The sequence below is a fragment of the Thalassococcus sp. S3 genome (assembly GCF_004216475.1).
Classification (GTDB): Bacteria; Pseudomonadota; Alphaproteobacteria; order Rhodobacterales; family Rhodobacteraceae.
The window spans coordinates 4,497,492-4,512,187 of record NZ_CP022303.1; the positions used below are offsets into that span (position 1 = coordinate 4,497,492).

At 57.5% G+C, this 14,696-nt stretch carries 9 protein-coding genes and 1 tRNA gene; 9 read left to right on the forward strand and 1 reads right to left on the reverse strand.

The features are described 5' to 3' along the window. Positions 1-84: 84 nt before the first annotated feature. The 3 genes from CFI11_RS22100 to CFI11_RS22110 all read left to right on the forward strand — a co-directional run bounded on the left by CFI11_RS22100 (position 85) and on the right by CFI11_RS22110 (position 4,212). The gene (locus CFI11_RS22100) at positions 85-1,056 is read left to right on the forward strand and encodes a TAXI family TRAP transporter solute-binding subunit (RefSeq protein WP_130409651.1); all 972 of its coding nucleotides are present in this window, start codon (positions 85-87) and stop codon (positions 1,054-1,056) included. A 106-nt stretch (positions 1,057-1,162) separates the two neighbouring features. Continuing rightward, positions 1,163-3,781: a TRAP transporter permease gene (locus CFI11_RS22105; RefSeq protein WP_130409652.1), complete on the forward strand. Its 2,619-nt coding sequence runs from the start codon at positions 1,163-1,165 to the stop codon at positions 3,779-3,781. A gap of 11 nt (positions 3,782-3,792) precedes the next feature. Next, on the forward strand, positions 3,793-4,212 hold the full coding sequence (locus CFI11_RS22110) for a universal stress protein (protein ID WP_130409653.1): 420 nt from the start codon (positions 3,793-3,795) through the stop codon (positions 4,210-4,212). Positions 4,213-4,255: 43 nt separating this feature from the next. On the opposite strand, the gene CFI11_RS22115 is transcribed toward CFI11_RS22110, so the two are convergent. After that, complete coding sequence (locus CFI11_RS22115; protein ID WP_130409654.1) at positions 4,256-9,010, reverse strand: hypothetical protein; 4,755 nt, start codon at positions 9,008-9,010, stop codon at positions 4,256-4,258. Between the two features lie 277 nt (positions 9,011-9,287). Between CFI11_RS22115 and CFI11_RS22120 the strand changes: the two genes are divergently transcribed. The 6 genes from CFI11_RS22120 to CFI11_RS22145 all read left to right on the forward strand — a co-directional run bounded on the left by CFI11_RS22120 (position 9,288) and on the right by CFI11_RS22145 (position 14,577). Beyond that, the gene (locus tag CFI11_RS22120; protein WP_130409655.1) at positions 9,288-10,688 is read left to right on the forward strand and encodes an FAD-dependent oxidoreductase; all 1,401 of its coding nucleotides are present in this window, start codon (positions 9,288-9,290) and stop codon (positions 10,686-10,688) included. 78 nt (positions 10,689-10,766) lie between these two features. After that, positions 10,767-10,841 (forward strand) — tRNA-Phe (locus tag CFI11_RS22125). Positions 10,842-11,209: 368 nt separating this feature from the next. Next, complete coding sequence (locus CFI11_RS22130) at positions 11,210-12,127, forward strand: phage integrase SAM-like domain-containing protein (RefSeq protein WP_254448989.1); 918 nt, start codon at positions 11,210-11,212, stop codon at positions 12,125-12,127. Between the two features lie 430 nt (positions 12,128-12,557). After that, complete coding sequence (locus CFI11_RS24540) at positions 12,558-12,980, forward strand: hypothetical protein (protein WP_217358814.1); 423 nt, start codon at positions 12,558-12,560, stop codon at positions 12,978-12,980. A gap of 3 nt (positions 12,981-12,983) precedes the next feature. Beyond that, positions 12,984-13,430, forward strand: a complete 447-nt coding sequence (locus CFI11_RS22140; protein WP_254448990.1) for an RNA ligase family protein — start codon at positions 12,984-12,986, stop codon at positions 13,428-13,430. A gap of 235 nt (positions 13,431-13,665) precedes the next feature. Continuing rightward, complete coding sequence (locus CFI11_RS22145; RefSeq protein WP_254448991.1) at positions 13,666-14,577, forward strand: AAA family ATPase; 912 nt, start codon at positions 13,666-13,668, stop codon at positions 14,575-14,577. The last annotated feature ends 119 nt before the right edge of the window (positions 14,578-14,696 follow it).

Sequence of the window (14,696 nt, forward strand, 5' to 3'; positions counted from 1 at the left end):
TTTCGTGACATGCGCACACGCATTCGCGAACGTCTCAGGGCGAATTTGGCGGTCCCAACCGCCTAAGAATAATGGGAGAGCTTCATGAAATATCAAAATGTTATGGCCAGCGCGGTTGCTGCGGTGTCGATCGCCGTCGGTGGAACAGCGTTCGCTCAAGATCAGCAGTTCATCTCCATCGGAACCGGGGGTGTGACGGGTGTGTACTATCCAACCGGCGGCGCGATCTGCCGTCTGGTGAACCGGGAGCGGAAAGAGCACGGCATTCGCTGCGCGGTGGAATCGACCGGTGGGTCTGTCTACAACATCAACACGATCAAGGGTGGCGAGCTTGAATTCGGTGTCGCCCAATCGGACTGGCAGCACCATGCCTTCAACGGTACGTCGAAGTTTTCCGACAATCCCTTCCCTGAGATCCGGGCGATGTTCTCGGTCCACCCCGAACCCTTCACGTTGCTTGTTCGGGGCGACAGCGGCATCAGCTCCTTTGAGGAGCTGAAAGGAAAACGCGTCAACGTGGGCAACCCGGGATCCGGCCAGCGGGCCACTATGGAAGTGGTGATGGACGCCTTCGGTCTGTCCATGGACGATTTCGCGCTCGCGACTGAATATAAAGGGTCTGAAATGGCCAAGCAGATCTGCGACGACAACATCGACGCGATGATCTACACGATCGGCCACCCCGCCGCGGCCATCAAAGAAGCCACCACAACCTGCGACGTGAAACTCGTCTCGGTGGAAGGGGCGCCAATCGATCAGCTGGTTGCCGACAACCCCTATTACCGTGTCGCGACGATCCCCGGCGGAATGTATGCGGGCACCGATGGTGACACGACGACATTCGGTGTTGGCGCGACCTTCGTGACATCCGCCAACATCCCCGACGAGGTTGCCTATGTCGTCGCAAAAGCCGTGATGTCGAACCTGGACGATTTCCGCGGCCTGCATCCGGCCTTTGCAAATCTCGACGCCGCGCAGATGATCAACGACGGTCTGTCGGCCCCCCTGCATCCCGGCGCCGAGAAAGCCTATAAAGAGCTGGGTCTGATGGACTAAATGACGGTCCGACGACCACTTTGAAAAAGAACGCCAGCGCATCTTCAAATGCGCTGGCGTTTGTCACTCAACGAGACGCGAAATGCGCCAAAGAGGAAACGGGGATATGACAGAGACCAAGACCGCCGAAGACATGGTCGCCGAGGCAGATACCGGTGCGCGCCAGGCAAGCCCGATTGCGATGCAGTTGATATTCGCGCTGTGTATCACCTGGTCCCTGTTCCAGCTTTACATCGCATCGAAACTGCCTGGCGTTCTGGCCCAGGCGACGGGCGTCAGCGAATTCGCGAACATCGTGGCGCAGGCCCGGTTCGTTCACCTCGCCTTCGCCATCGTTCTGGCAACCTTGGCCTTTCCGATCCTCGGTCATCGTAATCGCATCCCCGTTTATGACTGGATCCTGGCGGCCCTCGGCACTGCGGCATGTCTTTACCTTGTCATCTTCCGCTTCGAGATCGCGGACCGGCCCGGCCTTTGGAACACCACCGACATCGTGATGTCCGGTATCGGGATGATCGTGCTGATGATTGCCGTCTACCGATCCCTCGGACTTCCGCTTGTGATCATCGCCTCCCTCTTCCTCGCCCTCGCCTTTTTCGGCGGATATTCCGAATGGGTCGGCAGTGTCACAAATTACGGTGGTGCGTCCTTCTCAAAAGCGATGGGCCATTACTGGATGCAGACCGAAGGCATCTTTGGCGTGGCGCTCGGCGTCTCCACGTCGATGATCTTCCTCTTTGTGCTTTTTGGGGCCTTGCTGGAAAAGGCAGGTGGCGGGAACTGGTTCATCAAGGTCGCCATCGCCCTGCTTGGCACGTTGAGAGGCGGGCCTGCCAAGGCCGCTGTTCTGTCGTCCATGATGACGGGCATGATCTCGGGCTCCTCTATCGCCAACACCGTGACCACCGGTACATTCACGATCCCTTTGATGAAGCGCATTGGCTTCTCTTCCGAAAAGGCCGGCGCGGTCGAGGTCGCGTCCTCCACCAACGGGCAACTCACACCACCGGTCATGGGGGCGGCCGCCTTCCTGATGGTCGAGTATGTCAACATTCCCTACATCGAGGTGATCAAACACGCCTTCCTGCCGGCCGTGATCTCGTACATCGCGCTGCTTTACATCGTGCATCTTGAAAGCCTGAAGTTGCGCCTGGAAGGCCTGAAAAAACCGGGGCGGCACATCGGGATCCTGATGATCCTGATCCTGTTTCTGACCGGCTTTTTGGGCATGGCGGCGATCACCTTCCTTGTCGTGGGCTTTCGGGCCATGCTGGAACCGTTGATGCCCGACGCCACGATCTATCCCGCGTTGGTGCTTTTGGGCCTGGCCTACCTGCTCCTGGTGTTTCTTGCCTCCCGTTTCCCCGACCTCAAAATCGATGATCCGAATGACAAGGTCGTCTCTGCCCCGCGCCTCACACCCACTTTCCTAGGGGGCGCGTATTTTGCCCTGCCGATCTTTGTCCTTGTCTGGAACCTCATGGTCCGGACCGAGCATCTGGACCGGCTTTCGCCCGCTTTGTCGGCATTCTGGGCCACCATCGCGATGATCATCGTCGCGCTGACCCACCGTCCGCTCAAAGCGATGTTCCGCGGTGAATCCGAATTCGCAAACCAGACCGTCGCCGGTTTTCGCGATTTCGTGTCAGGGCTGGAAAGCGGTGCGCGCAACATGATCGGCATCGGCGTCGCCACCGGAGCCGCGGGGATCATTGTGGGAACAATTTCATTGACCGGCGCCCACCAGATCATCGGCCAGGTGATCGAGATCATCTCGGGCGGTAATCTGATGATACTGCTGATCTTGGTTGCAATCCTCTCTCTGATCCTTGGGATGGGTTTGCCAACGACAGCCAACTACATTGTTGTGTCATCGCTGATGGCCCCCGTGATCGTGTCCGTGGGCGCCCAATCCGGCCTGATCGTTCCATTGATCGCCGTCCATATGTTCGTGTTCTACTTCGGTATTCTTGCCGACGACACGCCGCCCGTCGGCCTTGCGGCCTATGCCGCCGCTGCAATCAGTCGCGGGGATCCGATCATGACCGGCGTGCAGGGCTTTGCCTATGATATCCGCACAGCCCTGTTGCCGTTCATGTTCATCTTCAACACCGACCTCCTTCTTATCGATGTCGGTCCGTTAAAAGCGGTGATGGTCTTCTTCATCTCGCTCATAGCGATGCTTGTCTTCGCAGCGGTCACACAAGGCTATTTCATCGCCCGAAACAGGCGATGGGAGGCTGTGGTTATGTTGTTGATCGTGTTCATGTTGTTCCGACCCGATTTCTTTCTCAACCAGTGGCAGGATCAGTATACGGAGCACACCGGATCGTCCGCCATCACGGCGATCGGGGATATCGAAAGCGGTACGGACGCCCGTATCACTGTCTCAGCGCCGGATTTTGACACGGGGATCGTTGGAAGCAAGACAATCGTTCTGACCCCTGAGGAAGCAGGCTCAGGGCTTGACCGTCTCCAGGCTGCCGGTCTGACCGTCATGGAAAGCGATGGCCTTTTGTTACTTGAAGAGCCTTTCCCGGGAACGCCCTATTTCGAATCTCTCGGAAACGAGTACGACTTCTATGGCGACGAACCGGCCCAGATCGTGATGGTGCAGATCGAAAATGACCGTATGCCCAAAGAGCTGTTCTTCATCCCGGCCCTGATCCTTCTGGGCTTCATCATCGCCCTGCAAAGTCGTCGTATGACGCAAGCCGCATTTTAGGGAAGAAACCCATGTTCAACTCGGTGCTCATTCCCGTGGATCTGTCGATCCCCGAAGAGACAAAGATACTCTTGAACGCGGCCAAGGATTTGACAGACCCGTGGAACAGCAAAGTTCACGTGGCCAGTGTCATTCCCGATGCGGGCATGGCCATTGTCGGATCCTATCTGGGGAGCGGGTTTGAAAACGAAGCGCACCAGCGTGCCGAGGGCGAGTTAAGGCAAGCTGTGGAGTCGGCAGGCCTTTCGGCCCTGACCCATATCTTGTCCGGTACGGTCTACGACAAGGTCATCCATCTCGCCAACACGCTTGAGGTCGACCTTATCATGGTCGGCGCCCATCAGCCTGAGCTGAAAGACTATCTTCTGGGATCAAACGCAGCGCGCCTGGTGCGTCACTCTCAAAAGTCGGTTCTCGTTCTGCGGCATTAGTCGAGCGCGCATCTGTCGGCCTCAGCGTCGTGTTATGGGTGCGCTAGACAAGGACAATGTCCCCGACAAGGCCAGCCGTGCTGGACAACCCCTCAAGCAAGACGGAATGACCGGCACCGAAATCGAATAGCACGCCCTGGCCGGTCACCGTTGCCAGTTCGTTGACCACGCGGGCCGCTCCCCGACCACCGACCAGGGCCGATGCGAACTGCAGCGTATCCGTCCCAACCGTGAAATCCGTAATGACATCCGCTGCGGTGGCAGTGCCAAAGACAAACAGATCCGCGCCCGCGCCGCCGGTCACCGTGTCCTGACCCAATGCCCCGCCCTGAGTGTTGTCGATATAGCGATCATTCCCTGCGCCGAGGAAAATGCGATCCCGGCCATTGCCGCCGAAAACGAGATCGTTGCCCTCGCCTGCATCAATAAAATCGAAACTGTCCCCACCATAGACTGTGTCGTTGCCTTTCCGCGCACGGATCACATCGTCACCTGCCTCGCCATGAAAGACATCCCCGCCGTTGCCGCCTTCAATCGTATCGTTGCCGAAGCCGCCGAAGACCGTGTCGGACCCAAGGTCGCCGCCTTGCCCGTTGTCGTTGAACCGGTCGTTGCCCTGGTTCAGGAAAATCAGGTCCCGGCCATTGCCACTCCAGACCGTATCATTTCCCAAGCCCGCTGAGATCGTATCGAACTGATCGCCGCCATAGACCCTGTCGTCGCCATCACGCGCGTTGATCAGGTCAGCCCCCCATTCGCCGTGGAACTCATCCCCGCCGTTGCCGCCTTCAATCGTGTCGTCGCCAAAGCCGGCAAAGACCGTGTCGCGCCCAAGATCTCCACCCTGGCCGTTGTCGTTGAACCGGTCGTTGCCCTGGTTGAGGAAAATCAGGTCCCGGCCATTGCCACCCCAGACCGTGTCATTCCCCCGACCCGCCGAAATCGTATCGAACTGATCGCCGCCATAAATCCTGTCGTCGCCATCACGCGCGTTGATCAGGTCGGCCCCCCATTCGCCGTGGAACTCATCCCCGCCGTTGCCACCTTCAATCGTATCATCGCCAAAACCGCCGAAGACCGTGTCGCGTCCAAGGTCGCCGCCTTGCGCATTGTCTTCGAAACGGTCGTTGCCCTGGTTCAGTAGGATGAGGTCGCGACCGTTGTCCCCACGGACGGTATCATCACCGCTGCCCGCAAAAATCGTATCAAAGTTCGCACCCCCGATCAGCAGATCGGCATCATCGCCTCCGTCCAGGGTGTCATTGCCATCGCCGCCCAGGATCGTATCGCGGCCTTTACCGGTAATCAGAAGATCAGCGCCCCCTCTTCCGACCAGGCTGTCATCTCCGTCCTCCCCGGACAGCACGTTGTCCCGATTGTCGCCCGTCAACGTGTCGTCGCCCGAGCTGCCGAAGATGTTTTCGATGCTGTTGAGAGAATCGCGGCCTGCGCCGCCACTGACCTGCCCGGTCAGCAAATCGGCGTTCACACCCCCGGCGGATGTTGTCTCAACCTCTCCGTCACGACCGTTCGGCGCCTCTTCGGTATAGATCGCGGTATCAATCCCGTTGCCACCATCCAAAATGTCATTTCCCGCGCCGCCATGCAGCTTGTCGTCGCCGTTTCCACCGCGAAGAACATCATTGTCTGCACCGCCAAAGAGCTGATCGCGACCATCCCGCCCCTCGATCGTATCGCGCCCGGCCCGTCCGATCAGGCGGTTGTCCATGGCATCGCCGCGCAGCGTGTCATTTGCATTGGATGCGACGACAGCCTCAAAACCGCTCAGCGATACATCAATGACGGAAATCACCGAGCTGTTGACGGGGCTTCGCCCCAGCCCGGAGGCCTTTCCGAGTGCTAGATCGACCTCAACAGCGTTTGAATAGGTTGGATCAAAGCTGATCGCATCAAAGCCTTCTCCACCTGAAAAAGTGCCGGAGGATCGTTCGACCAAAGCGGAATCGTTGCCTATCCCTCCAAAGAAGAAGACATCGCGAGAGGCGTTGTCGACCTCGACCCGGTCGTTGCCCGACATCCCGAAGAACTCGCCGTCGCTATCCATCCGCACGGTGTCGTCACCGTCTCCGGCACGCAGAATGGCACGACCATTAAGGTGATCAATCTCGTCATCCCCCGCACCCAGCACGAAATCCACCTGCGCGGTGCCACCCGGCCGGTTGTAGATGTAGTGGCTGGCGTCGGAGAAAAGGATGCGTTCGATCCCACCGTCAAAGAACGTGAGCCGCTGAACCGAAGGCCCGCTGAAGGACCGGTTGATCGAGCCGAGTGTCGTGCTGTCATAGGCCTGCAGGCTGGCCGCAATCGAACCCTCCTGGATATAGCGCCAGCGCACATCGCCCAGACCGCGCAAGTCCAGCGTATCAAAACCACTGCCGCCTCCGACATCGGGATTGCCAGGCGCATCCAGGGTTTTCTGGGTCAGAACAAGAAGGTCGTCCCCATCTCCGCCCTGGATCTCCGATGCGCCATCGGCAAAGATCGTGTCGTTTCCGCCGCCGCCATGCAGGTCAATCCCGTAGGTTGCGTTGACGTCGTAGTGACCTCTGAGAATGTCGGCAAAGTCTGATCCGACGAACGTCTCGATCCCGATGGCAGTGTCCGTTCCGATGACCCGGCCACTTGCGTCCAGCTTCTCGATCTTTCCTGTTTCAGCAAAGATACGGACGCGGCCCGGCGCCGTTCCCGTCTCGTCCAGATAGGCCCTTACGACGTTCCGGTCATTGGGCGCCATATAGGTCAGCTTGTCACGCAACGGGTTATAGTCGCTGGAATAGCTCAGCATGTCGGTGCCATCGCCACCATCATAGATGTCGCCCGGGCCCGCTTGGTGGGCGCCACCGGCAATCAAAAGATCGTTGTCCTTTCCGGTTTGCAGCCAATCGCGGCCATTTCCGCCCATAGCAACATCCCGCCCGTCTTCAGTCACGATCACATCGTTCCCGTTGCCGCCGGTGACGATATCCTCGCCGCCATTCGTAACCAGGGCGTTATCGGCGCTGTTTCCTCGGATCTGATGGCCACCGGTGCTGCCAAACACGATATCTTCGATCGCAAAAAGCGTATCTTGCCCTTGCCCAAACGACCGACCCGTTTCCAGATTGGTGCGCTGTCCCGTGCTGGTTCCGCGCAGGACCTGATATGTATCGCGGCCAGCGCCGCCGTGTATCAGATCGTCGCCCTGCCCGCCCAGCAAGACATCTTCACCCGCGCCACCGTTCAGCGCGTCGTCCCCGGTTGACCCAAATATCGTGTCGTTTCCGGCCCACCCGTTCGCCTCGTAGAAACCTTGCGCGTTGCGCGCCCCGGTGGAGTTGAGGAACATCAGGTCAGATCCGCCGGTGCCATTCAGGATCGACCCACCGATGATCGCATTCTGAAGCTGTGCACCGGTGAAGGTGATGTTGTCGAACATCACATATTCGATGCCCTCGATCTCTTCGGTTCCTTCGTTCTGTGAACCGCGCTGCGGGGTGACATGGGTGACGACGACCCGATTTGTGGTGGAGTTTCGGCTCAGCTCGTATTCTTCAAAGGTCCCTTCGAGCCGTAGGATATCCACGCCGCTGCCACCAATGACCGTATCATCCCCCTCTCCCGCGATGATCATGTCATTGCCAGCGCCGCCGTCGATCAGATCATCGCCCGCCCGTGCATCCAGAACATCGCCTCCGGCATCTCCGAACAAGCGATCCTGCCGTGGGGTGCCGATGCCTGTTGGCCCCTCGTCAGGATCACCGATTTGAAAGTCGCCGACCTTGCGAAGGAATGCAGGCAGTTCAAAAAGGTTGGTTGCAAGATCATCGACCGCATCCTGAAACACCTGCAGCAAATCCAGCAATGGCTGCAAAAGGTCGATATCCGGCAGCCTCTGCCGAATGTCGGCGGTCAGGCTGTCCATCAGCTTGTTCAATCCAAGCGCATTGGTCACAAAATCGAAAATGGGTCCGAGGACGAGGTCAATTGCGGCACCCGCCTTGTCAAGAAGCGGCTGGACCGGCGTCAACAATGCCGCGGCGGCATCCAGCGGCCCGCTCAGGGCATCGGTCACCGCATCGATCACCTCCAGATCGGCAAGTTCCGCGTCAATTTTCTTGAATTCGATGTCGTCCAACATGTCCTGCAGACCTTCGAGCTTCTCCCGAAGGGTCAGATAGTCGAACGTGATCTCATCCATTTTGGCATTCCGGAGGCTGGCCTGCTGGTCCAGCGCGCCCGACAAGGCGGATTGAACGGAGAGCAACTCAGAAAAATCGGTGGTGCTGTCGAGGGCAAAGGGCCTTGCATTCAGCGCCTCGATCATCTGGTCCACGGCCGCAAGATCGTTTTGCAGGATCACGCCTTGGGAATAGAGTTTGGCACTTTCCGTGAACGCCGCTGAAGACGCGTCGCCCAAGGCTTCTGCAAGGATCTTGAGAAACCCGTTATCTTCCTCGCTTCCGTCCCCGTCCTTGTCTTTCGTTTCGCTGAGCTTTTTCATATCCGCGCGAAACTTGTCGATCACGGGCGATACGCTCTTGAGGCTTTTGTCGAGCGCATTCGAGGGCGCTCGCAACGGGCCGGCCTGCTTGGTCAGGCTTAAGACGCTTTCCGCGTCACTGATGGTATCGGCAATATCTTCGACATCGTCGGACCCTTTCGCGAGCTTATCGACAACCTTCTCGGCAATTTTCAACCCGACGCCGAGGTCAAAGAACAGCGCCCGCATGGCTTCGGCAAAATCGATAAGATCCGAGAGATTCTTGCGATAAGTCAGAAATTCAACGCCTGCCGCCATTGATCAAAAGTCCTAAAAAATTCAAAAAATTCGAATCAAAAGATGAGTATGACGATACAGCAAACCCATATTTGCACCAAACAAACGAGCATCTCACATCTGACAGCCGGCATCACCTTTTAGAGCGACTTCAAATCCTCAATTTCATCCCAACAGGTCCAAGGCCGTTGGTCCCGCTTTCTGTGCAGATGAAACAAGCGCCGCCCGCCGGCGTGCAGGCTGGTTTGATCTTCACTGATGCGGCATAGCAGTGTGAACCGAAACGGACGGATGTTTGATGGCAGAAATTCTCCCGCCCCCTCAGGCTTTCGAAGCCCATGTTGAAACACTAATCGTGGGTGCGGGCGCCTGTGGACTGATCGCCGCCCTTAGTGCGGCCGAGCAAGGTCAGGACGTGCTGATCCTGGAACGGGACGAGATCCCATCCGGTTCAACCGCGCTCTCCGCCGGACTGATCCCGGCGGCGGGCACACAGCTTCAGATCAAGGCCGGGATATCAGACAGTCCGACAATCTTCGCCGCAGACATCCAAAAGAAAGCAAGTCATGAGAACGATCCCGGTCTCGTCTCTCTCCTGGCGGAGGGGGCAGCGAAGGTCATTGACTGGTTGGCTGCTTCACATGGCCTTCCCTTCACGCTGGTCGATGACTTTGACTACCCGGGGCATTCCGCCCGCCGCATGCATGGCCTGCCGTCGCGGTCGGGCGCCGAACTCATCGACGCGCTCAGATCCAGGTGCGAGGCCGTGGGGATCGACATCATCTGCAACGCACCGGTCGACGCACTCTATGCCGAGGGTCGCCATATACGCGGCGTCAGGATCCGGCGGCCAGACGGGCAGGAAGATCGCATCGGATGCGGGCGCCTGATCCTGGCCTGCAACGGCTTTGGCGGGAACAGGGACAAGGTGCGTGCGCACATGCCAGAGATTGCGGACGGCCTCTGGTTTGGACATGACGGCAACCAGGGAGATGCACTGGACTGGGGCCAGAGCCTGGGCGCACAGACACGCCATCTCGGCGCCTATCAGGGACATGGCAACGTCGCTCACCCTCATGGTATTCTCGTCACATGGGCCGTTATCGCAGAGGGTGGCATTCAGGTGAATGCGCGCGGAAACCGCTTCTGGAACGAGAGCCAGGGTTACTCGGAAGCCGCGCGCGCTGTACTGGCTCAACCCGGAGGGACCGCAATCACGATTTTCGGCACAAAGGGAGCCGAAGTCGCACGGCAATTCAAGGACTTCCGCGACGCCGAGAACCAGGGAGCGATCTGCCGTTTCGAAACCCTAAACGCCCTTGCAAGCGCTTTTGACCTGCCGTTGTCGGAGCTGAACAAAGAACTGGACGAGACGATGCTGGGACAGCCAGACAGGTTCGGGCGCGTCTTCGGCAAACATACGCTTGAACCACCGTTCTTTGCGGTCCGCGTGACGGGTGCCCTTTTTCACACGCAGGGCGGTTTGGCGATCGATGACGCTGCGCGTGTCGTAGATGGCGCACGAAAGACATTCCCCAACCTTTATGCAGCAGGTGGAGCGGCCTGCGGCGTCTCGGGTGCCGCGGACTCGGGCTATCTCTCCGGCAACGGTCTTTTGGCGGCATCCGTCCTTGGCTATATCGCTGGTCGAGCAGCCCCGGTTAGCGCCACGCGAGTCACAGGCGAGAAGACCCTCTGATTTTATGAAAATCCCTCTGGACACCGGATCAAGCGTCTACTAGACCGCTGCCACCCGAAACACGTCCGTTTCACCCATGCCCGGGTAGCTCAGGGGTAGAGCAGTGGATTGAAAATCCTCGTGTCGGTGGTTCGATTCCGCCCCCGGGCACCAGTAAATCCTTATATTACAGGGGTTTAGACATCCTCGTTGAGCCCTGATTTTCAGCCTTGGATGTTATACACTGAAAATCCGGTGCCCCCATGATTTCAGCATCCACTCAAAACCCGAACTCCGTCCAAGCAATCAAGCATCTGCGCGAAGGTCTTGCGGTCTAAAAGACTGGCCGCAGCCCTAACTGGTTGATCCGATTGCGTGATCCGTACTCGAAGAAGTATGTAACGCGATCTTCGCGAGAAACGTCCCGTGTCGAGGCGATTGCTGCGGCCAACGAGTTCTCCGAGAGCTACTTTCGCAACCTGAACACCAACTTGGCAGTCTCGAAGTCAACGAGCTTCGAGTACTAGTACTACGCCGAACAGATGCTCAAGGCGCAAGCCAATCAGACCAATTGGCCTGAAAGCGATAGAAAGCTGCTTTACCGCCAGAAAGACGGGCTTCTCGCGCACTTCGGTAAGTACGATGTGACGAAGATCACAAACCGTATGGTTCGAGAATACTTCGTGAACTTGGACGCCAGCCGGAAAAAGCCGTTGGCTGCTTCTACGAAGCACAAGCATGTGATCACTATCCGCAAGGTCCTCTCCCTCGCGGTAGAAGACGGTTTGATGAAGACGATCCCGCTGCTTCCCAAGCAAAAGACCGTCGACAACCCTCGGCACGCTGTCACGGACCAAACTTACAAGGGTTTCATGAAGGCCGCTCATGAATGCGTAGAAGAGCGAATGAAGGTCCGTGGGGTGACGATCCGCATGCATTACGTCAAGATGTTCAAGTTCGTCGTGCACAGCTTTCTGAGGCCAACAGAAGGAGAACTATTTGGCATTAAGCACAAAGACATGACGATACAGGGCGATCCTGCTCATCTTGAAATGGTCGTTCATGGCGGCAAGACTGGTTTACGAACCAGTGTAACGATGCCGCTGGGTGTCCTCCTCTATCGAGGCGAGCTGCCGCCTCTCGCACAGAAAGTAGAGGACGAGAACGCTTACGTTTGGATGCCGGAGTACCCAAACAGGACGACAGCAATCAACACAGCAACACGCATCTTCAACCACATCCTTGAACGTGCAAGCTTAGTAGATGCGGATATCAAGCTGTCGCCGTACTCGTTGAGGCACTATGCGCTTCGCTCCCGGCTGCAAAGCTCGAATGGCAAGGTGAACATCTACACGCTAGCCAAGAACGCAGGAACGTCGGTCGACCAACTTGAGCGGTTTTACTTGAAGTCGATGTCGATCTCTAATGCGATGATCGAGAACCTTCATAGCCGGGACTGATGGCGGAAAGCTGACTTTCGCTGCGCCCCAGTCGAAAGCCGCCTGTCCTTGTGAAAGCAGCCGTTTGTTTGGATGAAGAAATCAATCGCACTCAGTCTGGATGCTGCCAGCCGTCCGAAGATTGATCATTTCTGAAGGGGCCTATTGCCGTCCACGAAACGAGTTCGTCAGACTCGGAGAAAAACTGTCGCCACCGACGTCGAGCCGAGCACAACCGCCCAATTGGATGATTTACCCCATTACCAAGGGGCGCCTTTAGTACGACCAACCTTGAAACTGTTCGATAGCCAGAGAAATTAGCCAAGATAACCACCCTTACCTCAACACCACATCTTGTACGGTGTCGCCCCAGTTCCAATATCCGTAGTATGCTCTGATCAGCCGCTGCGTCAGCGATTGTGCGTATTCTTGAACAATAGTGACGCACACAATGTTTGATGAAGCTAAATTGATGTTCTGGCCCGTTGGCACAGGAGATAGCACAACTGTCGTCATTCAGGATGGCATCGTTCTGCAGGTTGACCTACGAGACCTTCACAGCGCTGACGAAGCAGACGATGATCACGCTGCCCTGGTTGACGCGCTTGTTGAAAATCTTCCTACAGTGGACGGCAAGCCATACCTTTCGACGTTCGCGCGGACCCACCCTGACAAAGATCACATTCAGGGTTTTGAGGATTTGCTTGATCGCGTCACGATTGGCGAAATCTGGTTTACACCGCGCGTCTTCATCGAAAACGATCAGGATTTGTGCGATGATGCCGTAGCCTTCAAAGAAGAAGCCGAGCGCCGCGTTCAAGAAACGATTAACTTAGGTGGAGACGTTGGCGCAGGTGATGATCAGCCCCATTAATTCATGGAGTTCGACGTTCTGGATCGAGAAACGGGCATGTTGCTCAGCACACCAGCCCGCAGGTCTATGCTGGCTGGACTGCCGATCATGCCGGTGCCGGTCGTTCATACGGGCGAAATCAGGTCTGTAGACCAACTTGTTAGCCTGACCCGGCCTTCACCTTACAAATCGAAAGAATGGCGTGATGCACTCTTGGTCGCGGCAGAGCAGTCTGGCAGCCGCTTTGACATGGTTGCCCAGCAAACTGAGGACAGTGACCTGGCCGAAGGTCTCTACCTGAAACAGGAGAGTGCAGATCAGGTTCAGGACCGCTTCAAGTTCGTACGTGCCGACTTCTTGCAGACCATTGAAGCGGCTGACGGGCATTGGCATGATCGTCCGATCCTCCCCAATCGTCTGGCCGATGATGTCGATATCTTTGCACCCAAGCTGGGTGTGGCAGGAGCTTAAGAAACGTAAGCGCATCAAACACACCACCGCACACGAGCACCTGCTGTCCTTGGTCCCTACATCGCCGAGCTGGCAAGTAGACTGGAGCGGGATTTGGCCATTATGGCCGGCGCTAGCCGCCCTCGACACCTGTCCGCAGAACCCGATCCACCATGCCGAAGGCGATGTTGGGACGCACACACGGATGGTGGTCGGGGCTCTGGTCGCCGACACATAATGGCGAGGTCTGCCCAATATGGACCGCGCCAGCTTGTTCTGGGCGGCGGTCCTGCACGATGTTGGTAAGTCCGCCGTCACACAGCACGAAGACGACGGACGCATATCCTCCCGTGGTCATTCGCGGATCGGCGCATCCATCGCTCGAGAACTGCTGTGGTCTGCGGGGTCTCCGTTTGCGTGGCGGGAAGCCTTGTGTGGTATTATCGCTCACCATCAACTCCCGTTCTGGCTGATCGAGCGACCTTATCCCCAACGCATGGCGATTGAAACGTCATGGCGGTGCAGACCCGATCATCTATGCCTCCATGCCAAAGCCGATGCCTTGGGTCGGGTCTGTCAGGACCAGCAGGCCATTTTGGAGAGCGTCAGCCTTGCCGCACTGACATTCCAAGAAGCCGGCTGTTGGGATCGACCGTTCGAATTCGCCAATGATGAAAGCCGAAACGCCTTCTTCGAACTGGAAGATCGCGATCCGCATCATGCGGCTCATGAGGCGTTTCCGTGTACTGTCACCGTCATGTCCGGCTTTCCAGGTGCAGCGAAGGATACTTGGATCGGCAAGCACCGCCCAGAACATCCGTTGATCAGCCTCGATATGATCCGGGACGAACTAGGCGTCTCGGCAACTGGCAACCAAGGCCACGTCATCCAAGCCGCACATGAACGAGCGAGAGAGCACCTACGGGCCGGACGTGACTTCGTATGGAAAGCAACCAATGTAACACGACAGAACCGATCACGAGTGTTTCGGTTGCTGCGCGACTACGGTGCCCGGATTGAAATCGTGTACCTCGAAGTCAGCACAGATCAGTTGCATCGTCAGAACCGAGACCGACCCGATGCCGTACCCGACGCTGTGATTGCCCATCTGTCAAAGAAGCTGGAGCCGCCGCAGTTGTGGGAGGCCCATCAGGTCACACTGGTATAGCAGTCAGCGCGAATGTGGACTTCCAAGCGTGGCGCAGCGTTCGATGGACATGGGTCACCATGCCGACCTGGGATGCGCCGCAGCATCGCCTTGTGCCAAGGTGAAAACGGCGACATGCA